The organism is Piscinibacter gummiphilus (genome assembly GCF_032681285.1).
Lineage (GTDB): Bacteria > Pseudomonadota > Gammaproteobacteria > Burkholderiales > Burkholderiaceae_C > Rhizobacter > Rhizobacter gummiphilus_A.
Genome location: NZ_CP136336.1, coordinates 2,883,810 through 2,906,950 on the forward strand (window position 1 = coordinate 2,883,810; position 23,141 = coordinate 2,906,950).

Annotated in this window: 19 protein-coding genes; 13 read left to right on the forward strand and 6 right to left on the reverse strand. The window is 70.6% G+C overall.

What is annotated here, in order from left to right; translation table 11 throughout:
• Positions 1–5 precede the first annotated feature (5 nt).
• On the forward strand, positions 6–4,151 hold the full coding sequence (locus tag RXV79_RS13500; RefSeq protein WP_316698060.1) for a translocation/assembly module TamB domain-containing protein: 4,146 nt from the start codon (positions 6–8) through the stop codon (positions 4,149–4,151).
• Positions 4,152–4,273: 122 nt separating this feature from the next.
• Entirely contained in the window at positions 4,274–5,386 is a 1,113-nt protein-coding gene (locus RXV79_RS13505; RefSeq protein ID WP_316698064.1) for an extracellular catalytic domain type 1 short-chain-length polyhydroxyalkanoate depolymerase, read from the forward strand.
• 8 nt (positions 5,387–5,394) lie between these two features.
• Here RXV79_RS13505 and RXV79_RS13510 read toward each other — a convergent pair whose 3' ends face one another.
• On the reverse strand, positions 5,395–6,993 hold the full coding sequence (locus RXV79_RS13510; RefSeq protein WP_316698067.1) for an alpha/beta hydrolase domain-containing protein: 1,599 nt from the start codon (positions 6,991–6,993) through the stop codon (positions 5,395–5,397).
• A 319-nt stretch (positions 6,994–7,312) separates the two neighbouring features.
• Here RXV79_RS13510 and RXV79_RS13515 point away from each other — a divergent pair, with 319 nt between their 5' ends.
• The 8 genes from RXV79_RS13515 (at position 7,313) to RXV79_RS13550 (ending at position 12,536) form a co-directional block, all read left to right on the forward strand.
• Positions 7,313–7,693: a DUF3703 domain-containing protein gene (locus tag RXV79_RS13515; protein WP_316698070.1), complete on the forward strand. Its 381-nt coding sequence runs from the start codon at positions 7,313–7,315 to the stop codon at positions 7,691–7,693.
• A gap of 45 nt (positions 7,694–7,738) precedes the next feature.
• Positions 7,739–8,062 carry an ArsR/SmtB family transcription factor gene (locus tag RXV79_RS13520; RefSeq protein ID WP_316698072.1) on the forward strand — a complete coding sequence of 108 codons (324 nt, stop codon included), beginning with the start codon at positions 7,739–7,741 and terminating at the stop codon, positions 8,060–8,062.
• A 14-nt stretch (positions 8,063–8,076) separates the two neighbouring features.
• Entirely contained in the window at positions 8,077–8,559 is a 483-nt protein-coding gene (locus tag RXV79_RS13525; protein ID WP_316698074.1) for an ArsI/CadI family heavy metal resistance metalloenzyme, read from the forward strand.
• Between the two features lie 18 nt (positions 8,560–8,577).
• A complete protein-coding gene (locus tag RXV79_RS13530) occupies positions 8,578–9,084 on the forward strand; it encodes an arsenate reductase ArsC (RefSeq protein ID WP_316698077.1) in 507 nt (168 codons plus the stop codon).
• Between the two features lie 2 nt (positions 9,085–9,086).
• Complete coding sequence (locus tag RXV79_RS13535) at positions 9,087–9,758, forward strand: aquaporin (RefSeq protein ID WP_316698078.1); 672 nt, start codon at positions 9,087–9,089, stop codon at positions 9,756–9,758.
• Between the two features lie 30 nt (positions 9,759–9,788).
• Entirely contained in the window at positions 9,789–10,952 is a 1,164-nt protein-coding gene (locus RXV79_RS13540) for an NAD(P)-binding domain-containing protein (protein ID WP_316698080.1), read from the forward strand.
• 129 nt (positions 10,953–11,081) lie between these two features.
• Positions 11,082–11,294, forward strand: a complete 213-nt coding sequence (locus tag RXV79_RS13545) for a hypothetical protein (RefSeq protein WP_316698081.1) — start codon at positions 11,082–11,084, stop codon at positions 11,292–11,294.
• A 63-nt stretch (positions 11,295–11,357) separates the two neighbouring features.
• Positions 11,358–12,536, forward strand: a complete 1,179-nt coding sequence (locus RXV79_RS13550) for an MFS transporter (protein ID WP_316698083.1) — start codon at positions 11,358–11,360, stop codon at positions 12,534–12,536.
• On the opposite strand, the gene RXV79_RS13555 is transcribed toward RXV79_RS13550, so the two are convergent.
• A complete protein-coding gene (locus RXV79_RS13555; RefSeq protein WP_316698085.1) occupies positions 12,526–14,067 on the reverse strand; it encodes a DUF1501 domain-containing protein in 1,542 nt (513 codons plus the stop codon). The genes RXV79_RS13550 and RXV79_RS13555 overlap by 11 nt on opposite strands.
• The gene (locus RXV79_RS13560) at positions 14,064–15,914 is read right to left on the reverse strand and encodes a DUF1800 domain-containing protein (protein WP_316698087.1); all 1,851 of its coding nucleotides are present in this window, start codon (positions 15,912–15,914) and stop codon (positions 14,064–14,066) included. The genes RXV79_RS13555 and RXV79_RS13560 overlap by 4 nt, the downstream gene beginning before the upstream one ends.
• Positions 15,915–16,131: 217 nt before the next feature.
• Here RXV79_RS13560 and RXV79_RS13565 point away from each other — a divergent pair, with 217 nt between their 5' ends.
• Together RXV79_RS13565 and RXV79_RS13570 are read left to right on the forward strand one after the other, a co-directional pair.
• Positions 16,132–16,776: a hemerythrin domain-containing protein gene (locus tag RXV79_RS13565; protein ID WP_316698089.1), complete on the forward strand. Its 645-nt coding sequence runs from the start codon at positions 16,132–16,134 to the stop codon at positions 16,774–16,776.
• Positions 16,777–16,899: 123 nt separating this feature from the next.
• Complete coding sequence (locus RXV79_RS13570) at positions 16,900–17,769, forward strand: helix-turn-helix domain-containing protein (RefSeq protein WP_316698091.1); 870 nt, start codon at positions 16,900–16,902, stop codon at positions 17,767–17,769.
• A gap of 2 nt (positions 17,770–17,771) precedes the next feature.
• On the opposite strand, the gene cueR is transcribed toward RXV79_RS13570, so the two are convergent.
• The 3 genes from cueR to RXV79_RS13585 all read right to left on the reverse strand — a co-directional run bounded on the left by cueR (position 17,772) and on the right by RXV79_RS13585 (position 20,732).
• A complete protein-coding gene (gene cueR / locus RXV79_RS13575) occupies positions 17,772–18,188 on the reverse strand; it encodes a Cu(I)-responsive transcriptional regulator (RefSeq protein WP_316698094.1) in 417 nt (138 codons plus the stop codon).
• A complete protein-coding gene (locus RXV79_RS13580; protein WP_316698096.1) occupies positions 18,185–20,407 on the reverse strand; it encodes a heavy metal translocating P-type ATPase in 2,223 nt (740 codons plus the stop codon). Before RXV79_RS13580 ends, cueR begins: the two co-directional genes overlap by 4 nt.
• Before the next feature lie 139 nt (positions 20,408–20,546).
• Positions 20,547–20,732: a hypothetical protein gene (locus RXV79_RS13585; protein WP_316698098.1), complete on the reverse strand. Its 186-nt coding sequence runs from the start codon at positions 20,730–20,732 to the stop codon at positions 20,547–20,549.
• Between the two features lie 195 nt (positions 20,733–20,927).
• On the opposite strand from RXV79_RS13585, the gene RXV79_RS13590 reads away from it, so the two are divergent.
• Positions 20,928–23,138 carry a hybrid sensor histidine kinase/response regulator gene (locus RXV79_RS13590; RefSeq protein WP_316698099.1) on the forward strand — a complete coding sequence of 737 codons (2,211 nt, stop codon included), beginning with the start codon at positions 20,928–20,930 and terminating at the stop codon, positions 23,136–23,138.
• Positions 23,139–23,141 lie beyond the last annotated feature (3 nt).

The following is a 23,141-nucleotide window of genomic DNA, read 5'->3' on the forward strand; positions in this document are numbered from 1 at the left end:
TCGGCATGTCCGAGACAGCACCGCCGCCACCACCGCCTCGCCGTGCGTGGCGGCGCGCCGCTGCGGCACTCGGCCTGCTCGTGGTGGTGCTCGTGGTCGGCGCCGCTGTCGCGCTGAGCTGGCTGCGCACCGAGCACGGCTTCGGCTGGGCCCTCGGCCATGTGCCGGGCTTGCAGGCCACCGGGGTGCGTGGCCGGCCCGATGGCGGCGGCTTCTCGGCCGAGCGGCTGCAATGGCAGTCGCCCACGATGACGGTCGAGGTGGAGCGCCTCGCCTGGCGGGACCTGCAATGGCGCTGGCGGCCCCACCCCGGCGCCTGGGTGGGCCTCACGCTCGTCGAGCCGCAGGCGCAGCGCGTGCTCGTGCAGACACGGCCGAACCCCGAGCCCCAGCCGCCAAGCCCCGGCGCGCCCAAGAACGTTCGCCTGCCGTTGGAGCTTGCGCTGCGCGGCCTGCAGGTGCGCACCTTGCAAGTCAACACCCTGCCGCCGATCGAAGCGCTTGCCGCCGACCTGCACCTCGGCGCCGAGGCCGGCGCCGTGCACCGCGTGCAGCGCCTGTCGGCGCGCATGCAGCAGCGGCAGGCCGATGCCCAGCTCACGCTGCGCAGCGACGGCGACATGGCGCTCTCGGGCCACGCGACGGTGGCGAGCCCCCCCGGCGCCACGCAGCCGCTGCAGGCGCGCGTGGACCTCGCCGGCACGCTGCCGCGCCCCCAGTTGCGCGCGGCGCTCGAAGCCGGCGCCGGCGCCCGGCTTCAGGCCGATGCAACGCTCGCCCCGTTCGAGCCCTGGCCCATCGCAGCGTTGCAGGCGAGCACGCGCGACCTCGACCTCTCGACCCTCGCCCCCGGCCTGCCCAGCACGCGCCTGAGCGGCACCGCCGTCGTGCAGGGCGACGGCCGCCAGCAGCCGCTGGCCGTGCAAGTCGACATCGCCAACGGCCTGCCCGGCCCGTGGAGCGCGCTGCGCCTGCCGGTGCGTGAGCTGCATGCGCTGGTGCAGGGCGACCCCGCGGCCCCGTCGCGGCTCGACTTCAAGACGCTCGACCTGCAACTGCACGGCAGCCGCCCCGCCGGCCGCGTGCAAGGCAGCGGGCGGTGGGACGGGACCTCGCTCGCCCTCGACCTCACGTTGGCCGACGTCGCCCTCGCGCAATTGCACGACGCGGCAGCGCCGGCCACCTTGGGCGGGCCGATGAAGCTCAAGCTCGACGGCGTGCCCGCGCCCGTTGGCGGCACGCCGGCCGCCCCACAGGGCCTCACCGCCACGCTCCACACCGACCTGCGCGGCACGCTGCGCCGCGGTGCCCCGCGGCCGATGCAACTGCTGCTCGATGGCAGCTTCGCGCTGCCGGCCGACGGCAGCCTGCACGCCCGCGAGCTGCGCGCCACGCTGGCAGCCGGCGCCACGCAGGCACGATTCGACGCCGACGTGCAGCGCCAGGTTCAAGGCACATGGCAGGGCCGCAGCCGCGGCACGCTCACGCGCTTCGACCCGTCCGACTGGTGGTCGGGCCCGGCCAATGCCCCCGGCTGGCGGCGTGGCCCGCATGTGTTGAACGGCGAGTGGAACGCGTCGTTCACCCTGCCGCCAGCGCCCGCAGCACCGGCCCCGTTGCCGCTGCGCGATCGCCTCATGAAGCTGCAAGCCGACGCGACGCTCGCGCTGCGCGACAGCCGCCTGGCCGGCGTGCCGCTGCGTGGCGATGTCGCGCTGAAAGCCGGCCAGCGCACGGCCAAGCTCGACACCGACCTGCACGCCGGCAACGCACGCGCCAAGGCTGCGCTCGCGCTGGCCGCCGACCCGAAGGCCGACCGCGGCCAGATCGACGTCGACGCGCCCGCGCTCGCCACGCTCACTCCCCTCTTCAACCTCATCCCCGGTGCCACCGCGTGGGCCCCGCGCAGCGGCTCCCTGCGCGCCGAAGCCAGTGCTGAAGGCGCATGGCCGGCCTTGCGCACCGAAGGCCGCGCCAGCGCAGCCGGCATCGACGGCGGCAGCTGGCGCCTCGGCACGGCAGACGCTCGATGGACCGCCACGCCCACCAACGCCGATGCGCCGCTCGTGCTCTCGCTCCAGGCCAGCGCCCTCACCCGCGGCGAGCAGCGGCTCGACCGTGTGCAGGCCGACGTCGACGGCAGCCTGCGCGCCCACCGCATGACGCTCCTCGCCACGAGCCCGCTGCGCCCGCCGGCGTGGACCGACGCAGCCGTGTCCCAAGGCCAGGCGCCACCGCGCGGCGGGCAGCTCTCACTGCGCGGTGAAGGCCGCTGGCAACCGGCCACCGCGGGTGGCGGCGAGTGGCGCGGCAGCATCGCCGAGCTGCGTGCAGCCCCCGCGCAAGACGGCGCCACCCCGTGGCTGCAGGCGCGCGGCCTGCAGCCAGTGCTGAGCTTCGGGCCAGCGGGCGGGCTCACGCAGGCCATGCTCGCGCCCAACACCCTCGAGCTGCTGGGCGCCACGTTGCGCTGGCAGCAGGCGCGCTACCAAGCCCCGGCGGCCAGCGGCGCGCCCCCTCGCCTCGACGTCGACGCACAACTCGACCCCCTGGCCATCGGCCCGTGGCTCGCCCGGCTGCAGCCGCACATGGGCTGGAACGGCGACCTGCGCGTGGGCGGCCGGCTGAAGGCCACGAGCGCGCAAGGCTTCAGCGCCGACCTGGCCCTCGAGCGGGAGAGCGGCGACCTGCGCTTGAGCGATGCCGCCGGCCCGCGTGCGCTGGGCTTGAGCGAGCTGCGCCTGTCGGCCACCGCACGCGACGGCCTCTGGCGCCTGAGCGAGTCGGTGCGCGGCGGCGGCCTGGGCGAGCTGAGCGGCAGCCAGACGCTGCGCGCCGACCCCACCGCCGTGGTGCCCGGTGCCGAAGCGCCGCTCGACGGCAGCCTCACCCTGCGCGTGGCCGACATCGGCGCGTGGAGCGCGTGGCTGCCTGCCGGCTGGCGCATCGGCGGTCGCCTGCAGGCCGATGCGGCCCTCGGCGGGCGGCTTGGCGCACCCGAGTACCGGGGCCGCGTGGCCGGCTCCGGCCTCAAGGTGGCCAACCTGCTGCAAGGCGTGCAACTGACCGAGGGAGAACTCGCGCTCGTGCTCGACGGTGACCGCGCCACGCTCGAGCGGCTCGTCTTTCGCGGCGGCGACGGCAGCGTGCGCGCCGAAGGCAGCGCCCAGCTCGGCGCAGCGCCGCAGGCCAGCCTGCAACTCAAGGCCGAGCGCCTGCTTGCCCTCGCCCGCGTCGACCGCCACGTGGTGGTGAGCGGCGACGCCAACCTGCGCCTGCAGGCCAAGGCGATCGACCTCGACGGCCGCTTCACCATCGACCAGGGCCGCATCGACATCTCGCAGGCCGACGCCCCCACGCTCGACGACGACGTGACGGTGGTGCAGGTGCGCGGCAACAACCCGGCCGTCGCCCCAGACGACGCCTCGCCCGGCGCGCTCGCCGGTGCCAACGTGCAACTCGCCCTCGACCTCGGCCAGGACCTGCGCCTGCGCGGCCGCGGCCTCGACACACTGCTCAAGGGCCGGCTTCGCATCACCACGCCCGAGGGCAAGCTCGCCATCAACGGCACCCTGCGCACCGACGACGGCACCTACACCGCCTATGGGCAGAACCTCGCCATCGAGCGCGGCGTGATCGCCTTCAGCGGCGACCTGGCCACGCCCCGGCTCGACATCCTCGCCGTGCGGCCCGACATCGACGTGCGCGTGGGCGTGGCCGTGCAAGGCAGCGCCGCCGACCCGCGCATCCGCCTCTACAGCGAGCCCGAGATGAGCGAAATGGACAAGCTCTCATGGCTCGTGATGGGCCGCGAGCCCGAAGGCATGGGCCGCGCCGAAACCGCACTGCTGCAGCGGGCGGCACTCGCGCTGCTGGCCGGCGAAGGCGGCAACCCGTCGGGCGGCACGCTCAAGAAACTCGGGATCGACGAACTCTCGGTTGCGCGCGGCGACTCGGGCGAGGTGCGCGACACGGTGGTCACGCTCGGCAAGCAGTTGTCCAAGCGCTGGTTCGTGGCCTACGAGCGCGGCCTGAACGCCGCGGCCGGCTCCTGGCAGCTCATCTACCGCGCCGCGCGGCGTTTCACCGTGCGCGCCCAAAGTGGCGACGAAAGTGCCGTCGACGTGATCTGGACGTGGCGGTGGAACTGACGCTGGCCGGATATGGAGACGGTGCGCCCAGTTTCACGTAGGGGATGTCCTAGGCCATTTCGCGACCCCGCAGGCGTGCGGACGTAGCATGATTGCTGCACTGCACCATTCATTTGCGCCCCGTGAACAGCACCTTCATTTCCGACACCATCCGCCAGGCGCTGACCCAGGCCGGGCTCCAGCGCGGCTCGCAGAGCGGCGGCATCGACATCCACCGCGTGATCGACGACGCGCTCGCCGCCGCAGGGCTCTCGCCCGGCGGCTCGGCAATCGCACCGCGCTTCAACGATGCGCCACCCACCGTGCCCAAGGCCCACGGGCCGCAGCGGCCCGCCGCGCTCCCCGGCGAATTCGTCTGGAAGCGGCACACCGGCCCGCACGGCAGCCGCCAATACCGCCTCTACGTGCCCACGACGAAGCAACCCGGGCGCAAGCTCCCGCTCGTGCTCATGCTGCACGGCTGCAAGCAGCACCCCGATGACTTCGCCGCCGGCACGCGCATGAACGCGCTGGCCGAACGCCACGGTTTCCTCGTGGCCTACCCGGCGCAGACCCAGCGGGCCAACGGGTCGAACTGCTGGAACTGGTTCGAGCCTTCGCAGCAGCAGCGCTCGGGTGCCGAGCCTTCGCTGCTCACCGGCATCGTCGACGACATCCACGCCGCCCATCCGGTCGACCGGAACAAGGTCTTCGTGGCCGGCCTCTCGGCCGGTGCCGCGATGGCGGTCATCCTCGGGCAGACGCACCCCGACGTCTTCGCCGCCGTCGGCGCGCATTCCGGCCTGCCCCAGGGGTCGGCGCACGACGTGGCCTCCGCCTTTGCCGCCATGCAGGCCCGCGGCCCGCAGCGGCCGTCGCGAGGCGGCCGACGGGCCGTGCGCACGATGGTGATCCACGGAGACGCCGACACCACGGTGAACGCGATGAACGGTGCGGCGATCGCCGGCCAGGCCGTGCAGGCGTTCACGCAGAGCGGTGTGGGCCTCGAGGCACAGCCCGCCGCCCGCTTCGAGCGGGGTGGCCGGCAGTGCACCGCCACCAGCTTCTGCGACGAACTCGGGATCCCGCTCGTGGAAGAGTGGGTGGTGCACGGCGGTGGCCATGCGTGGTCGGGTGGTGACCCGGCCGGTTCGTACACCGACCGCGCCGGGCCCGATGCGTCGGCCGAGTTCGTGCGCTTCTTCCTCGGCGCAGACGCGGCCCTCCCCATCGTGGGGGAAGACGGGCCGGGCTGAGCCGCCGATCAGGGCATGGCCGCGAGGGTGGCGTTGGCGCCGTTCACCAGTTCGTTGGCCGAGACCTGAGACAGGCGGCCCTTCGCCTTGAGGCGCTGCACGTCGTCGACGTAGTCGTTCAGCGTGTGGCGCACCACCTTGTGGGCAAACGCCTGCGCCTGGCCGCCGGCCGCCTCGCCACGGGCCAGGGCCTTGATGGCGAGGATCACCTTGTGCGTGAGCTCGTCGTCGGCACCGCTCGTGTACAGGTAGAAGTAGCTGGCCTCCAGCAGGTCTTGCGCGGCCCGGCAGGTGGCGCTGCACGGGGCGCCCGAGCCCACGATGCTGTGCGCGGCGAGGTGCTTGGTGCGCAGCGCGTCCTGCCACAGCACGTAGCCCTCGCGCACCGTGTCGTGCGCCTGGTTGAAGACCGGCACCACGTAGCCGCCGTGCGTCGGGTAGAGCTGGTCGAGCACGCTCTGCTCGAAGGGGATGTAGCTGCCGTAGAGGATGCAGAAGGCCGCGCCGGTGTTGGCACCGCTGTTGAGTGCGGTGGGCACCGCGAACTCGGCGAGGCGGATGCCGCCGAGCGCATTGCCGTAGGCATCGCGCTGGACCGCCGTGCCCACGGTCGTGATGGGCGGCGCGCTCGGCGGCTGCACGCCTTCGCGCACCCAGCGCACCATGTGGTCGTAGACGGCATTCGTCACGTATTGGATCGGTACGCGCGGATACGGCGGGCGGGCGCAATCGCCCACCGTCGGCGCCACGCCATCGCGCGCCAGCAGCGGACGCGTGTTGAGCACGGTGCGGCGGCCCGAGTGGCTGGCGCCCGCCACTTCCCAGAAGCGGAAGAGCGGCGTGTCGGGCTGGCGTGCAGCCACCTGCACCGGCACGTCGGTCTCGGAGATCAGCTTGAAGATCGGCACGGTGAGGTCGCTGCGCACGAGCCCGCCGCCGATGTAGAGCAGGTAGGCGTCGACCGGGTCGCCGATCAGCGGGTGCAGCGCGTTGATGAACACGTGCAGCCGCCCCGCCGACTGCGAGGCGCCGATCGCGAACACGCGCCTGGCCTCGAGCTTGCCGAGCGGGCGCACGCCGGTCGGCTGACGCAGCGCCTGCAAGGCCTGGGCGTAGATGTCATACGAGAGCGAATCGTCGACCACGGTGCCGCCGGCCGTCACGTCGAGCGAGCCGTAGCGGGTGGTGCTCCAGTTCTTCAGGCCGTTCGGGGTGCCCTGCACGCCGACACGCTGCGCGGAGATGCCGACCCACACGTAGCCCGAGCGCACGATGTGCTCGAACGAGGCGCCCCACATGGCGTCGAGGTCGTAGCCGGCCGTCACGTTCTGCCATTCGGCGAGCACGGTGCCGTTGAACTTCCACGGGCTGATGGGCCGCCGCACGATGATGCGCGTGCGGTACGGGTGGCCACTGCTGACCACGGAGGCATTCGTGCCCAGCGGCACGGCGGTGTTGTAGCGGTTGGCCGTGCCATCGAGGAAGAACTCCTCCTCCACGTAGCCCACGGCGGCGAGGTTGTGCATCGTGGCCATCCACGGGTAGTCGCGCGAGGCGCTGCCGGGGGCTTGCGAGGGCACGGGGCCGGTCACCGTGGGGCTGGGCACCGCCGCCTCGGCGGCCGGTTGGAGGAGAAGGCCCGCTGCCAACAACGTGGCGGCGCAAGCCCCTCGGATAACGGCACATGAGCGCGCCATGAAGTGCTGAGTCACGCGTGTCTCCCTTCGTGTGGGTGGATGAAGCCTCGACGGTGTTGAACCGTTTCAAAGGCGCGCGAATCTAGTGCGTCGGCACCCGGTTTGGCTTGAGTACACCGCCTGGTGTACGGGGGTATTGCGGGCCACGGCAGCGCGCGGCACCTCTTGACCTTCCACCTGCTACAGGGTTTTCAATACCGGCACCTTCACCACTTGCCACGAGACTCTGATGAGCTTCGCCCAACGCATCCGCCCGCGCGTGCGCCACGAGCTGCAGGCCGCCGCCGCCGCAGATCGGGCGGGCCACCAAGACGCCGCCTTCCGCCACCTGGAGCGCGCCCACGTGCTGGGCCAGGCCTCCACGGTGGAGCACGTGCGCGCCCATGTGCACATGCTGCTGTGGGCGCTGCGCCACCGCCGCGCCCGCGAAACCTGGGGGCAGCTGATGCGGATCGTCGGGGCGGCCACCAAGACCGTCTTCTGGATCCCGGTGGGCAACACTGGCGGGGCCGACATCAGCCCCTTCAGGCGCCTGCCCGTCGCGCCCGATCTGGCACAGGCGATCCGCGATGCGCGCACGGCCGATGCGCCCCGAGAGTCCAAGCGCTGACAAGAAACTTCTTGCTTGCTTCCATTATTCGAACATAATGGAAGCATGGAAGAAAAAGACGTCATCCGCGCCCTCGCCGCCCTCGCCCACGAACTGCGCCTGAAGGTCTTCCGTGCGCTGGTCGTCGTCGGCCCCGAAGGCCTCACGCCCGGCACCATGGTCGAGAGCCTCGACGTGCCGGCCGCCACGCTGTCGTTCCACCTCAAGGAGCTGGTCCACGCCGGCCTCGTGAGCCAGGAGCGGCAGGGCCGCAACCTCATCTACCGCGCATCGTTCGGCCACATGACCGACGTGCTGGCCTACCTCACCGCGAATTGCTGCCAGGGCGAAGCCTGCCTGCCCGAGGCCAGCACCTCTTGCAACTGTTGAACCCGGAGATTCCCATGAAGCGATTCCACGTCCATGTGCATGTCGAAGATCTCGCACAGAGCATTGCCTTCTATTCGAAGCTGTTCGCCGAGCAGCCCACGCGCAGCGAATCCGACTACGCCAAGTGGATGCTCGACGACCCGCGCATCAACTTCGCCATCTCGACGCGCGGTGGCACACCCGGCGTCGACCACCTGGGGTTCCAGACCGACAGCGAAGAGGAACTCGCAGAACTGAAGGCGCGCGCCGATGCGGCCGACATGCTCATCGCCGACAGCGGTGAAACCACCTGCTGCTACGCCCGGAGCGAAAAGCACTGGGTCACCGATCCGCAGGGCGTGGCCTGGGAGCACTTCCACACGCTGGCCGACATCCCGGTCTTCAGCGAGAAGACTGCGTCGCCAGCGGCAGCCGAGCCGAATGCCTGCTGCACCCCCACCGTGCGCGGCAAGCCGATCGGCATTCCTGTCGCGGCCGACCGTTCATCCTGCTGCTGAACACCCGCCGGGACCCAGATGACCACCCACGTTCTCATCCTGTGCACCCACAACTCGGCCCGCAGCGTCCTGGCCGAAGGCATGCTCAACCACTGGGCGAAGAAGCTCGGCCTGGACGTGCAGGCGCACAGTGCCGGCAGCGCACCGAGCGGCCGCATCAACCCCTTCGCCATCGAGGCGCTGCAAGCGGCCGGCGTCGACACCCACGGCTACCGCAGCAAGAGCTGGGACGAGTTCAGCCGTGACGGTGCACCGCCCCTGTCCGTCGTGATCACGGTGTGCGACAGCGCCGCGGCAGAGCAATGCCCGGTGTTCTTCGGCGGCACCGGCGGCCAGCCGGTCAAGGTGCATTGGGGCTACCCCGACCCGTCGAATGCCGAAGGCGGTGATGAAGGCAAGCGCCGCGCGTTCGAGCTCACGCGCCAGGCAATCGGCTACCGCATGCTGCAGCTGCTGCAGCTGCCCCTGGGCACGCTGGGCAAGCCCGAGCTGCAACGCGCGCTGGCCGACATCTCGGGCAGCTGACCATGAGCCTGCCTCGCAAACTCGCCGCGGAGGCGCTGGGTACGGCGCTGCTGCTCGCCGTCGTCATCGGCTCGGGGATCATGGGCGAGCGCCTGGCCGGCGGCAACGTGGCCATCGCGCTGCTCGCCAACACGCTCGCCACCGTGGGCGGCCTCTACGTCCTGATCGAGGTGTTCGGCCCCGTGAGCGGCGCGCACTTCAACCCGGCCGTGAGCGCCGTGTTGGCCTGGCGCGGGGCGCTGCCGGTCAACGCGCTCGCGCCCTACATCGCCTCGCAACTCGTGGGCGCCGTGCTCGGGGCGTGGCTGGCCCATGCGATGTTCGACATGACGATCGTGCAGTTCTCGACCAAGCTGCGCACCGGTACCGGCCAGTGGATTGCCGAAGCGGTGGCGACGGCGGGGCTGGTGCTCGTCATCCTGCGCGCGCCGGCGGGCCGCGGCGCGGCCATGGTCGCGTGCTACATCGGTGCGGCCTACTGGTTCACCGCGTCCACTTCGTTCGCCAACCCCGCGGCCGTGTTTGGCCGCATGTTCAGCGACAGCTTCGCCGGCATCGCGCCCACCAGCGCGCCCGGTTTCGTCGTGGCCCAAGGTGCCGGGGCCGCCCTGGCTGTGCTGATCCACCGGCTGCTCGGTGCCGACGCGCCGAGCCGCGAGGCGGCACCCGTTTAGTTGCCAGTCACCACCATGAAGGGAGTTGCCATGTTGGAACAGGGCGCATACGACGCCATCGTGATCGGCGCCGGCCAGGCCGGCCTCGCCGCGGGCTTTCATCTTCGCCGCGCGGGCCTGCGCTTTCTCATCCTCGAAGCCGGCGATTCGGCCGGCGGCTCGTGGCGGCACTACTACCGAAGCCTGCGGCTCTTCTCGCCGGCCCGCTACTCGGCCTTGCCAGGCCTGCCCTTCTCTGGCGACCCGGGTCACTACCCGACCCGCGATGCCACGATCGACTACCTGGCGCGGTACGCCAACACGCATCAGCTTCCGGTGACGACCCACTGCCGGGTGGATGCGATAGACCGTCGACCCGACGGCCTGTTCGAGGTGCGCACGCTTCGCGGCACCTTCCTCGCGCGCAGCCTCATCGCCGCCTCGGGGTCGTTCCAGCGGCCACGCCTGCCTTCGTTGCCCGGGCAGCCCGCCTACACCGGCCAGCTCCTGCATTCACTGGCCTACCAGTCGCCCGACGCCTTTGCGGGCCAGCGGGTGGTCGTCGTCGGCGCAGCGAACTCCGGGGTGCAGATCGCCACGGAACTGGCACAGGTCGCCAAGGTGTGGATCGCGGCGAGACGACCACCGAGTTTCGTCCCCCAGCGCATGCTGGGGGCCGATGTGCACGCCTGGTGGTCGGCCTTCGGCCTCGACACCGCCGAGATCGGCACCTGGCGGGCAAGCCTCTTCAAGCGGATGCATTCGAAGACGGGCCCCGCGGTGCTCGACGCGGGGCTCTACCGGGCCGCGGTGGCGTCCGGCCGCCCTGGTGTGCGACCGATGTTCCGCTCGTTCAGCCCCGACGGCGTGGTCTGGCACGACGGCGAGGCGGAGCCGGTCGACACGGTGATCTTCGCCACGGGCTTCCTGCCGAATCTGCAATACCTGCAGGCGCTGGGCGCACTCGACCTCCACGGCGTGCCGCTGCAGCGGCGCGGCGCGAGCAGCACCGTCCCGGGCCTCTACTACGTGGGTTTGTCTTACCAGCGGACCTACGCCTCGGCCACGCTGCGCGGCGTGGGGCCAGACGCAGAAATCGTCGTGAGGCAACTGCAGCGCCACTTGGGGCAGACGCAGGCAAGTCGGCACGCAAAGCCGGGCGCCCGCCCACCGCTTGGGACCGCGCCGCGGTCGACGGCGCCCTGCTGTCCTTGACGCTTCAGGAAGACACCGCCGCAATCGCCGCAGCGAAGCGGCGCTGTCCTACTCTGCCTCATCCCCAGCGCCGACAGCCGTGCCGGCTCGGGCTCTCTATCGTGTGCCCGTCCTCCCGCCGAGGCCGGCATGCACCCCCAAACCGCCAGCACCAAGCCAACGAACGCTCTCCAGATCTGCACGGCATGCGGCCACCGCTACCTGCCGATGTCGACGCTCGCGTCCAGCGTGTGTGACCGATGCCAGGTGCGCGAATTCGAGGAGGAACTCGCGCTGGAAATCCGCCGCGCCACCTCGCAGATGCCGCCGCGTCTGCCCATGGCTGACGGTCCACGCGCCTGAACACGGCGCACACCAGCCGGGGCGGCGCCCCGATGCTTGCCTTCCGTGCGGCACACTGGCTCGATGTCCACCGCCAGCGTTCGCACCATCCTTCCCCTTGCCGTCATCACCTGCACCAGCATGCTGGCGATGGATCTCTACCTGCCGGCCGTGCCCACCATGCAGCGCGGCCTCGGCCTCAGCGTGGCGCAAGGCCAGGCGACGGTCGCCGTCTTCCTGGCCGGGCTCGCCGCGTCGCAACTGGTGTGGGGCGAGGCACTGCATCGCTTCGGCCCTCGCGCCTGCGTGAAGGCGGGCTTGTGGGTGCTGATCGCGGCCAGCTTCGGCTGCGCGCTGGCGCCTGAGCTGTGGTCGCTGCTCGCGATGCGACTGCTGCAAGGCATCGCGGCGGGGGCGTCGACCGTGGTGTCGCCGACAGTCATCCGCGCCACCCTGCCCGACAAGGACGGCGTGCGGGGCATGGCGGCGATCTCGATGATCGAGGCCATCATCCCTGCGGCCGGCCCGGTGCTCGGGACGGCCTTGCTGCTGGTGACCGACTGGCGCTCGACCTTCGCGATCATCGGCGCGGTGGCCCTGCTGTCGATGCCATTCGCGCTCAATGCCACGCCGCGCCAATTGCCGCACCACGACGACAGCGCGCCGAGCGGCTATCTCGCCTTGCTGGGCAACGCGCGCTACCTGCGCCTGGCCTTGTCGCATTCGCTGTGTTTCGCTGCCCTGCTCTGCTTCGTGGGCAGCGGGCCGCAGGTGCTGCAGGCGGTGATGCAGTGGGGCGACGGCGCATTTGCCACCGCGCAGGTGTGCGGGGTGGCGGCCTTCATCGCGGTGGCCAGCCAGTCGGGCCGCATCAGTGCGCGGCTCGGGCCGGTGCGCGCGGTGCGCGCCGGGGCCGTGGTGCACGTGCTCCTGTGTGCCGGCTTCTGGTGGGCGTGGCAAGACGGCCCGCTCACCTTTGGCTGGGTGCTGGCGTTCTGGATGGTCTTCTGCGGCACGCTGGGCGCGCGCGGGCCGGCGGCGTTCAGCGAGGCGCTGCGCGTGCCGATGGTGCAGATGGGGCGCGCGTCAGCGCTGATGGTGCTGATGCTGCTCGTGAGCAGCGCCGCCGCCACGCAGGGCGTCGCGCCATTCCTTCAGCAGGCCGGGCTCGAAGCGGTGTTGGTGACGATGCTCGCGCTCTCGGCGGCGAGCCTGCTGCTGCTCTTGAAGCTGCCGGCCGCCGCGCCCGCGGCTAACGCATGAAGCCGAGGCTGCGCTCGCTGAAGTGGCGCAGTCCGGGGAACACCATCGAGGTTTCGGTCTCGCTCAGGCCGAACCAGCGTGCGAGCGTGGCGCCGATCTGATCGACCGAGGTGCCGGGGATCAGCACGCCGTTGCCCACCTGGTCGGGGCTGCTGTCGAAGGCGTTGCTGTTGGCGTTGCGCATGCCGAGCACCGGGAAGCGTCCGTACAGGTCGCCACCTTTCACCGCGCCACCGAGCACGAAGTGGTGCGCACCCCAGCCATGGTCGGTGCCATCGCCATTGCTCGTGAAGCTGCGGCCGAAGTCCGACGCGGTGAAGGTTGTCACGCAGTCTCGCAGGCCCATCGCGCCGACGGTGGTGTCGAAATAGCGCAGCCCATGGGCCAGCATCGCGTAGAGGTTGGCGTGGGCACGGTTCTGGTTGTCGTGGGTGTCGAAGCCGCCGAGGCTCACGAAGAAGATCTGGCGCTTGGCCTGGATGCCGGCCGAGCCGCTCGCGTCGATCATGCGGGCGACCGTCTGCAGCTGCAGGGCCAGGTTGTTGACCGTCTTGGCGCCGGTGAGCGGGTGCTCGTAGAGCAGCTTCGGGTCGGGGCTCACGCCGGGCGTGCCGAAGAGCGGGTCGCTCGCGTCCTTCATCGCGAGGCGCAGGATTTCCTCTGCCTCGATCGAGCGGTTGTTGATGTCGGCGATGTCGCGCTCCAGCGGGTGCGTGCCGCGGGTGCTGCGCACGATGCGGCGCAGCGCCTCGCCCACGCCGAGCTGGCCGTAGATGGCGTTGGTGGTGCCAGACGTCGCCATGCGGATGGCGCCACTCGTGCTCACCTGGTACTGGCGCACACGCTCGCCCGAGAGCCACACCGCGTTGCCCGAGGTCGAGATCGAGGTGAAGACGGCGCGGCCGTTCTGCGCGGCCAGGAGATCCGCCATCAGGCCGCCCCAGCCCTTCGTCGCCCCTTCGGGCTGGAACGACTGCCACATGTTGGCCTGGTCGTTGTGCGAGAAGAGGTGCGCGGGCTTGGGGTGCAGGCTGTTGGCGTATTGCGCCTTGGTGGTGGGCACGACCAGCGGCCCGGCATTCGGCACGATGGCCAGGCGCTTGTCATCGTTGAAGAGCGATTGCAGCGCGCCCAGCATCGGGTGCAGCGCAAAGCTGCGGCCTTGCGGATTCGCCGGCAGCAAGGGCAGCACGCCGCCCAGCCGCGCGGGCGAGCCGGCCGCCGCACTCGCCAGCGGCGCGGTGCCGGGCGCGAGCAGCGCGATGGAGTCGGGCAATTGGTTGCGCACCGAGGTGTAGGCCGCCCATGAGGCCGCGTCGGTGGGCAGCACCATGTTCATCGAGTCGTTGCCGCCGTGCAGGAAGAGGCACACCAGCGCCTTGTAGTCGCTCGCCGTCTGCGCGGCAGCCGAGCTCATGGCCGAGAGGTTGAGCGCGAACGGTGCCGCGGCGCCCAGGCCCGCGAGTGCGGCGGCCTGGCGCAGGAAGAGGCGGCGTGCGCCGTCGTGCTTGAACTGGGGGCCGTTCGTCATTTCTGCACCTGGTATTCGGGCGAGGCGAGCGTGAGCAGCACGGCGGAGGTCACGCGCACTTTCTTGCCGAGGTCGATCGCGGCCTGGCTGTGGGTCTGGATGGGCACGCTCGCCACCGCCGCCACGATCTCGGCCTTGAGGGCGGCGGGCATGCTGCCGCCCATGAGCTTGGCGTCGAGGCGGTCGACGAGTTCGGCAGGCCGGTCGGCCACGGCGAGTTCGCCGCGGTAGTCGGCCTGCACGTCGGCGCGGTTGAAGGGCGCGCCGTTCACCACGCCCACGCCGCTGAAGACCACGCTGCGCAGGTAGTTCACGTAGCCCGCCGCACTCGTCTCGTGGGCGATCTGCAATTCGGGCGCCACGAGGCCGACGCTGGCCGTCGCCGAGCCGGGCGGCACGTAGCCCGGCCGGTAGAAGTTGAAGACCGAAGGCGAGCGCAGCACCGACTGGCCGAGCTTGCTGCCCGGGTCGTCGGTGTTGCCGATGCGCCAGTGTCCGCCGTCCGAGGTGGCGTTGAAGGCGCGGTAGTAGGCCGTCATGCGCAGCAGCGGCTCGCGCACCTTGCCGACCGTGGCACTCGGTGTGCGCGCCTCGGCGTGCAGCAGCAGCGCCTTCACCACCGCCTTGAGATCGCCGCCGGTGGCGGTGAACACCTGGGCCACGTCGCGCACGTAGGCCGGGCTCGGGTTGCTGGTGACGAGGCGCTGGATCAACTGCCGAGAAATGAAAGGCGCCACGTTGGGGTGCGAGGCCAGCGTGTCGAGCGCGATGCGCAGGCTGGTCTCGCCATCGGTGTTGGGCGGCACCACCGCGCCGAGAAATCGTTTCTCTTCGGGTGCGTGCATCCCGGGGTACAGGATCATCGGTTTCATCGAGCGCTCGGGGTCGCTGCGCGACGTGCCGTTCACGCTCACCGAGCCGGTGGAGAAACAAGTGGCATTGGTGACGGTGGGCGCCACCGGGCAGGCCCAGCTCCAGCCGGTGAACACGCGCGCGAGGCCGGTGATGTCGGCCGGGCCGTAGGTCTCGATGGGTTGGCCGTCGGCGAGCTGCTGCGTGCCGTCGGGGTTCAGCCGGTACAGGCCAATGCTGAAGAGCTGCATCACTTCGCGGGCGAAGTTCTCGTCGGGCACGCGGCCGGTGCGGGTGTCGGCCTTGCGGTTGCCGAGTGAGCTCAGGTAGCGGCCCATCATCGGGTGCAGCGCCACGCCTTCGAGCAGGTCGCGGTAGCGCCCGCTGCCGCGCGCGGCCAGCATGTCGAGGTAGTGGGCCACGGCGCGCGGCTCGTTGCCGACGAAGGTGTCCTGCATCGAGATCACGAAGATCTCCGACAGCGCCAACGCCACGCGCTGGCGCAGCTGGTCGTCGCCGGTCACGGCGGTGCGCCAGAAGGAGTTGAAGACGCCGTCCTGCCCGGCCCAGGCACTCGGGTTCACGGTGCGCAACTGGGCGGTGAGCGCGTCCCAGTTCGCCACGTGCGAGCTGGCGGGCACGGCGAACTGCTCGTCGATCCAGCCGGCGTAGCCGAGTGCCCGCACGCGCGCGACCGAAGCCTCGTCGGGGCCGAAGCTCGCCTGCGTGAGGAAGCGGGCAGCGGCGGGCCGGTCGGGTGCGCTCTCAGGTTCCGGTGTGGGCGGTGTGGGTGGTGTGGGCGCCGGAGCAGGTGGTGCGCCGGGCGAAGGTTCGGGCGAAGGGCCAGGCCCCACGGTCTCGACGGGCGCGCTGCCGCCACCGCCTCCGCTGCCACCGCATGCGGCAAGCGCCGCGGCCAGCATCGCCATCGTCGTGATGCGCATCACGCGCGCGCCGTATCCCCAGCGCAGGGCTTGCGCTTCGTTCGTCAACAAATCCGTCACCGTCGAGAAAAACTGCCTGGAACCTGCACGACGGGCGCGTGTCGACGCTTCTCTTGTGCCACCGCGGATTGTTCTCGCCGTCTCGCGCTGCGTCAGGCGCAGCAAGGGGGTGTAGACCGCGCTTTTCAGGCGATTCCTTGTCAGGGATCAAGGCTCGCGCCGACCGCCTCCAGATACTGGCCGCATCGAGTCGCCACGCGAGGCCGCCATGCATGCCACCCTCCAGATCATCCGCAGCGAGCACCAGGCGCTCACTGCCATGCTGCGCACCATCCGCCTGTTGCTGTCGGAGCACCGCCGCCGCAACACGTTGCCCGACTTCTCGGTGCTGCGCGCGATGCTCTTCTACGTCGACGAGTTCCCGGAGAAGCTGCACCACACCAAGGAAAGCACCCTGCTCTTCCCCAAGCTGCGCGGCCAGGGCAGCGAAGCCGAAGCGGTGCTCGACAAGCTCGACGCCGACCACGCGCGCGGCGAAGCGGCCATCCGCAAGCTCGAGCATGAGCTGCTCGGCTTCGAGATGATGGGCGCCACCGAGCAGGGCCCGCGCCGCCGCGAGCGCTTCGAGCGGGCAATGGAGGAGTACATCGATTTCTACCTCGGCCACATGCATGTGGAAGAAAGCTTCGTGCTGCCGCTGGCCGAGCGCGTGTTGAGCGAAACCGAGTGGCGCGAACTCGACGATGCCTTCAGGCTCAACCGTGACCCGATCGCCAACTACGACGCCGACGGCCCGTACCGTGCGGTTTTCCAGAAGGTGCTCATGCACCTGCCGGCGCCGCTCGGGCTCGGGCCTTCGTTCGAAGCGCGCAGCAGCGACGTGCAGCAATCACCGGCTCTTGTACGCACTTAGCGAGGGTTGGCGCGCAGTGCAGCACCGGCGATCCGCATTCACCCTTGAATGAGAGTTAGCCAGTAGAGACAGCTCCGACCTCCCACCTAGACTGGTTGTCGTTGTGGGAGGAGGAACCTGTTCATGAACGATTTGCCGGTGCCCGTCGCGGCACACCCAGCGCCACGCGCCGCCCGGCCCGCCAGCGCCGCCACCGACCGCTCGACCGCCCCGACACCCGATACACCCACCGAGCATGCCTACGTCGTGCACGGCGGCGTGATGTACACCGCCTCGACGCTGCAAACCTGCACCATGCTGCGCCGCTGCGGCGGCATCGTGATCTCGATCGACGGCAAGCCCTTCGAGCTGCACGCCGACGACGAGGTCACGCTGCACCAGGCGCTCGTGGTCAAGCCGCTGGTCGCGCACAAGCTCGTCGCCGACGACACGAAGGTCGTGTCACTGCTGGTCAACCCGCTGCACCCGCTCTTTCGCATGTTCCGCGGCATGCCGCGGCATGGCGTGATGTCGCTGCCGCGCGAGGCCTTCGCCTACCACGACCCGCAGCTGGAAGCCTCGTGGCGTGGCGGGCTCGATGGGGCCCAGGGCGGCTCGCTCTACAACGGCCTCATCACCACCGTCTCGCGCTACCTGCCCACGGTCACGCGCAGCGCCATCGACGACAAGGCCGACCATGTAGTGGGCCTGCTGCACGCCGACGTCAACCGCAGCCTCGACGAGCTGGCCAGGAGCGTGGGCGTGTCGTACACCCGCATGTCGCACCTCTTCACGCAGTCGCTCGGCATCTCGCTGCGCAACTACCAGCTGTGGCTCAAGATCCACAACGCGCTCAACATGCTCGATGCCGGCGCCACGCTGACGCAGATCGCGCGCACCACCGGCTTTGCCGACCTGGCGCACCTGTCGCGCGTGTCGCGGCAGGCGCTGGGCGCGCCGCTCACCTACTTCCGCGGCAACGCGTCGATCCGGAAGATCTACTGCCCGGCGTAGATCTATTGCCTGGCGTGTGGCGCATCGGCGAGTGAATCGATGATCGGGCAGTCGGGCCGGTCGTCGCCGGCGCAGCAATGCACCAGGTGCGACAGCGTCGACTTCATCGCCTGCAACTCGCGCAGCTTCTTGTCGATCTCGTCGAGGTGCTCCTGCGCCAGCGCCTTCACCTGGCGGCTCGGGCGGCGGCGGTTCTGCCACAGGTCGAGCAGCGCGCGGATCTGCTCCAGCGAGAAGCCGAGGTCGCGCGAGTGGCGGATGAAGCGCAGCGTGGCCAGTTCCTTCTCGCCATACAGCCGGTAGCCCGACTCGGTGCGACGCGCTTCCGGGAAGAGCCCCACGCTTTCGTAGTGGCGGATCATCTTGGCCGACACGCCGGTGGCCTGCGCGGCCTGGCCGATGTTCATCGATTCGTTCATGACTGTTCCTCTCCTACCGAAGACCCTCGCCAGCGGCGCAGCATCAGCGCATTGGTCACCACGCTCACGCTGCTGAAGGCCATGGCCGCGCCCGCGATCACCGGGCTCAGCCAGCCGAGCGCGGCCAGCGGAATGCCCAGCACGTTGTACGCAAAGGCCCAGAAGAGCCCCTGGCGGATCTTGGCGTAGGTGCGGCGCGAGACGTCGAGCGCATCGGGCACCAGCAGCGGGTCGCCGCGCATGAGGGTGATGCCGGCCGTTTCCATCGCCACGTCGGTACCGGTCGACATCGCGATGCCGACCTGCGCCGCGGCGAGGGCTGGCGCGTCGTTGATGCCGTCGCCCACCATCGCCACCACCTCGCCGTTGGCGCGCAGCGACTGCACCACCGCGGCCTTGTCGGCGGGCAGCACCTCGGCGCGCACATCGGTGATGCCAAGCGCTTCGGCCACGGCACGCGCGCTGCCGCGGTTGTCGCCCGTCAGCAGCACGGTCTTCACGCCGAGCGCATGCAGGCGCTTCACGGCCGGCGCGGCAGATGGCTTCAGCGTGTCGCCGAAGGCCAGCAGGCCGAGCAAGCTGGCCGTGCCGTCGCCTTCGATCGCGAGCAGCCACGAGAGCGTGCGGCCGTCGGCTTCCAGCGCGTCGGCGCGGGCCTGAAGTGCGCCGGCCTGCAGCCCGGCCTCGTGCAGAAGGCGTGTACTCCCGAGTTGCAGCTGGCGGCCTTCGATCTCGGCTTCGAGCCCGCGGCCGGGCAGTGCCTGCGCGGCTTTCGACGGTGGCACCGCCACCGCATCTGCCTGCGCCCGCGCCAGCACGGCCAGCGCCAGCGGGTGGCTGCTGCTGCGCTGCAGGCCGGCGGCCAGCCGCAGCACCTCGGCCGCGTCGACACCCGCTGCCGGCTCGATGGCCACCAGCGCCGGCTTGCCTTCGGTCAGCGTGCCGGTCTTGTCGAAGGCGATGGTGGTGACGGCGTGCGCCACTTCGAGCGCCTCGGCGTCCTTGATGAGTATGCCTCGGCGTGCGGCCACGCCGGTGCCGGCCATGATGGCGGTGGGCGTGGCCAGGCCCAGCGCACACGGGCAGGCAATCACGAGCACGGCCACTGCGTTGATGAGCGATTGTTCGAGCCCGCCGCCGGCGAGCATCCAGCCGACGAATGTGACCAAGGCGATGCCCAGCACCACCGGCACGAAGACCGCGCTCACCCGGTCGACCACGCGCTGGATCGGCGCCTTGGCCGCCTGCGCCGACTCGACCATGCGGATCACGCGCGCCAGCGTGGTCTCGGCGCCGATGGCCAGCGTCTTCACCAGCAGGGCACCTTCGGCATTGATGGCGCCGCCCGTCACCCGGTCGCCCACGTGCTTGGCGACCGGCCGGCTCTCGCCGGTGATGAGCGATTCGTCAAGGTGGCTCGCACCTTCGACCACCTCGCCGTCGACCGACACCCGCTCGCCGGGCCGCACGAAGACCAGGTCACCCACCTGCACCGCCTCGATGGGCAGTTCCTGATCGGTGCCGTGGCGGCGCACGGTGGCGGTGGTGGGCCGCAGTGCGTTGAGCGCGCGGATCGCGTCGGCCGTCTGCCGCTTCGCGCGCTGCTCGAGCCACTTGCCCAGCAGCACCAGCGTGATGACCGCGGCCGAGGCCTCGAAGTACAGGTGCGGCATGCCGTCGTGGCCGGCGTGCTGCCACATGAGGTAGACCGACAGGCCGAAGGCGGCCGAAGTGCCGAGCGCCACCAGCAGGTCCATGTTGCCGGCACGCGCCCGCAGCGCTTTCCAGCCGGCGATGTAGAAGCGCGCGCCGAGCCAGAACTGCACCGGCGTGGCCAGGGCCAGCTGCCACCACGGGCCGAGCATGGCCTCGATGCCCACGAGCGACAGCGCCATCGGCAGCACCAGCGGCAGCGTGAGCGCGGCGCTCACCGCCACCGGCCACCAGCCCGGCACGCGCGAGGCCGCGGCCTGCCCTGCCTGAGCGGGCGGCTCGGCCACCGCCTCGTGGGCGGTGTAGCCGGCCTTCTCCACGGCGGCGAGCAGGTCGGCCAGCGCCACGGGCGGTGCCGCGGTGACGGTCGCCTTCTCGGTGGCGAGGTTGACGGAGGCGGTGCTCACGCCTTGCACCTTGAGCAAGGCTTTCTCGACGCGAGACACGCACGAGGCGCAGGTCATGCCTTCGATCTGCAACTGGATATCGGCAGGGATGGTGTTCATGAGGCCAGTTTCGACCCTCCCATCGTGGGAAGGTCAAGGCCTGAATGTACAGATGGGGAAACGGCGCGCTTCGATCCACGTCAAACCGTGGCGAGCGGGCGCGTGCAGAGGCGCCGAGAGAGGATCGGATCGGCGCGGGTCAGCCGTGCGTGACCGCGTCGTCGTCGCTCAAGGGGATTGGCGGAGTCTTCTCGGCCAATGCGGCCGATGCGGGGACAACGGGCGGGGACACTTCGATGTCCTGCAAGAGCTTGCGCGTGGCATCGAGTTGCTGGCTGAGCTGGTTGAGCGAGCCGCTCAGGTCGAGCTGATCCTTTGCGGGCATGCCCGCAAAGTCCGATTCGCGAAACGCAGGTTTCGGAGGGTGACGATCTGCTGTTTTCTTTCCCATGGCTGCAACCTGCGCGGATGCTAGGCGCCGGTTGCGGCAATTTGTAGTGTTCGAATGCCGCTTGCCGCTGTGGGAATCCTCCTACACGCAGGCCCGGGACACGTAGGCGCGCTGTGCTAGAAACAGTGGATGCGGATCCGCTCCCTTCTCCTGCTCGTCACCACCGTCATCTTCGTGCCAGGCTTTCTTGCGGCGGTGATGGCCGTGCAGAAGGTGCGAGAAGGCGAGCGTACAGCGGCGATCAACGGCCTGCGCGAAACGGTGCGTGCCTCGGCGCTGCTGGTCGACGTGGAGATCCAGCGCTCGATCGGCGCGCTGACGGCGCTCGCGCAGTCCGACTCGCTTCGCGAAGGCGACCTGCACGCGTTCTACGAGCAGGCCCGAGGCGCCAACCGGCCGCCGCACGTGTGGACCCTGCTGTTCGACGAGGATGGCAACCAATTGCTCAACACCCTCGAGCCCTTAGGCACCCGGCTCCCATCCGTCGCGAAGGAACGGGTGCAGCAGGTGCTGGATGGCGGGGAGCCGGTGGTGAGCGACCTGCTGGTCGGCCCCGTCTCCGGCAAGCTCCTGACGTCGGTCTACGTGCCCACCAAGGCATGGAACGGCAAACGCTACGTGGTGGCACACGCCTACGCTCTCGAGCACTGGCGCGCCACCGCCCTGCAGGTGGAAAACGGCTCGGCCGCCACGATCGGCGTGATCGACCGCACCGGCCGCTTCATCTCGCGCAACGTGAACGCCGACGACACGCTCGGCAAGCCGGCGCGCGCCGAGCTGGTGGCCGCGGCCGCGTCGGCCAGCGAAGGGCTGATCCGCCACCAGACGCTGGAAGGCGTGGACGCCTACGACGCCTTCACTCATTCCGAGAAGACCGGCTGGACGGTGGCGGTCGCGATGCCGGTCAGCACGGTCGAACGCTCGGCCATCCAGGCAGTGCAATGGCTGGCGGTGAGCGGCCTGCTCGCGCTCGGCGCGGGCCTGCTGGCGGCCTACTACCTCGGGCGGACCTTCATGCAGGTGATCGACCAGGCCTCTCGTGCGGCGCTGGCCGTGGGGGTGGGCCAGGCGCCCGACCTCGGCCCGACCCGCCTCGTCGAAGTGAACACGTTGTATGACGCCCTCGCCGGCGCCGGCCGCCTGCTCACGCAGGAGCGCCAGTCGCGAGAAGCAGCCGAGCGCGAGCGCGAGCGGCTGCTGGCCCGCGAGACGGCACTGCGCGAAACCGCAGAACGCGAGAACACCGCGAAAGACCAGTTCCTCGCCCTGCTCGGCCACGAGCTGCGCAACCCGCTGGCCGCGATCTCCGGCGCCACCGCCGTGCTCAGCCACCAGCGCAGCACGCCCGAGGCGCGCGAGAAGTTTCTCGGCATCATCCAGCGCCAGAACCGCCACCTGAGCCACATCGTCAACGACCTGCTCGACGTGAGCCGGCTCATGTCCGGCAAGATCGTGCTCGAGTCGCGGCGCCTCAACCTTGCCGACTGGGTGACGAGCTGTGCCGATGCGCTGCGCACCACCGAGAAGGCCGCCGGCCACAAGATCACCGTGCAGGCCGACGACGTGTGGGTGCTCGGCGATGGCGTGCGCATCGAGCAGATCGTCAACAACCTCGTCTTCAATTCGCTCAAGTGCTCGCCGGCTGGCTCGGAGGTGCGCATCACCGTGAGGGCCGAGGGCGACGATGCCGTGCTCACGGTGCAGGACGACGGCGTGGGCATCGGCGCCGATCTGCTGCCGCACATCTTCGAGCCCTTCGTGCAGGGGCCGCCGCCCCCCGGGCGCATGTCGAGCGGCCTCGGCATCGGGCTCGCGCTCGTGAAGCAACTGGTGGCGCTGCACGGCGGCGAGGTGCAGGCCTACAGCGCGGGCCCGGGCCAGGGCGCGACCTTCACCGTCAAGCTGCCGCGCGCCGAAGCCGGCACCCTGCCCGGCCAGCGCCTGCCCGCCCCTGGCGCGGGCGCACGCCGCGTGCTGCTGGTGGAAGACGACCGCGATGCGATGGCCGCGATGTCGGAGCTGCTCCGCCTCATGGGCCACGAGGTGGTCACTGCGCGCACCCGCGACGAGGCGCTCGCCGCCCTCGACGCACAGCCCGTCGACCTCGCACTGCTCGACATCGGCCTGCCGGTGCACGACGGCTATGCGGTGGCCACCGAGCTGCGGAACCGCGCAGGCTCGCGCACCCTGCCGCTCATTGCGTTGACGGGCTACGGCCGCGAGGCCGACCGCGCCCGCGCCTTGGCCGCCGGCTTCGACGCCCACCTGTCCAAGCCGGTCGACCCCGATCTGCTCGCACGCACCATCGAGCAGGCGACCGCCGCGAAACCCCCTGCTTGAAGG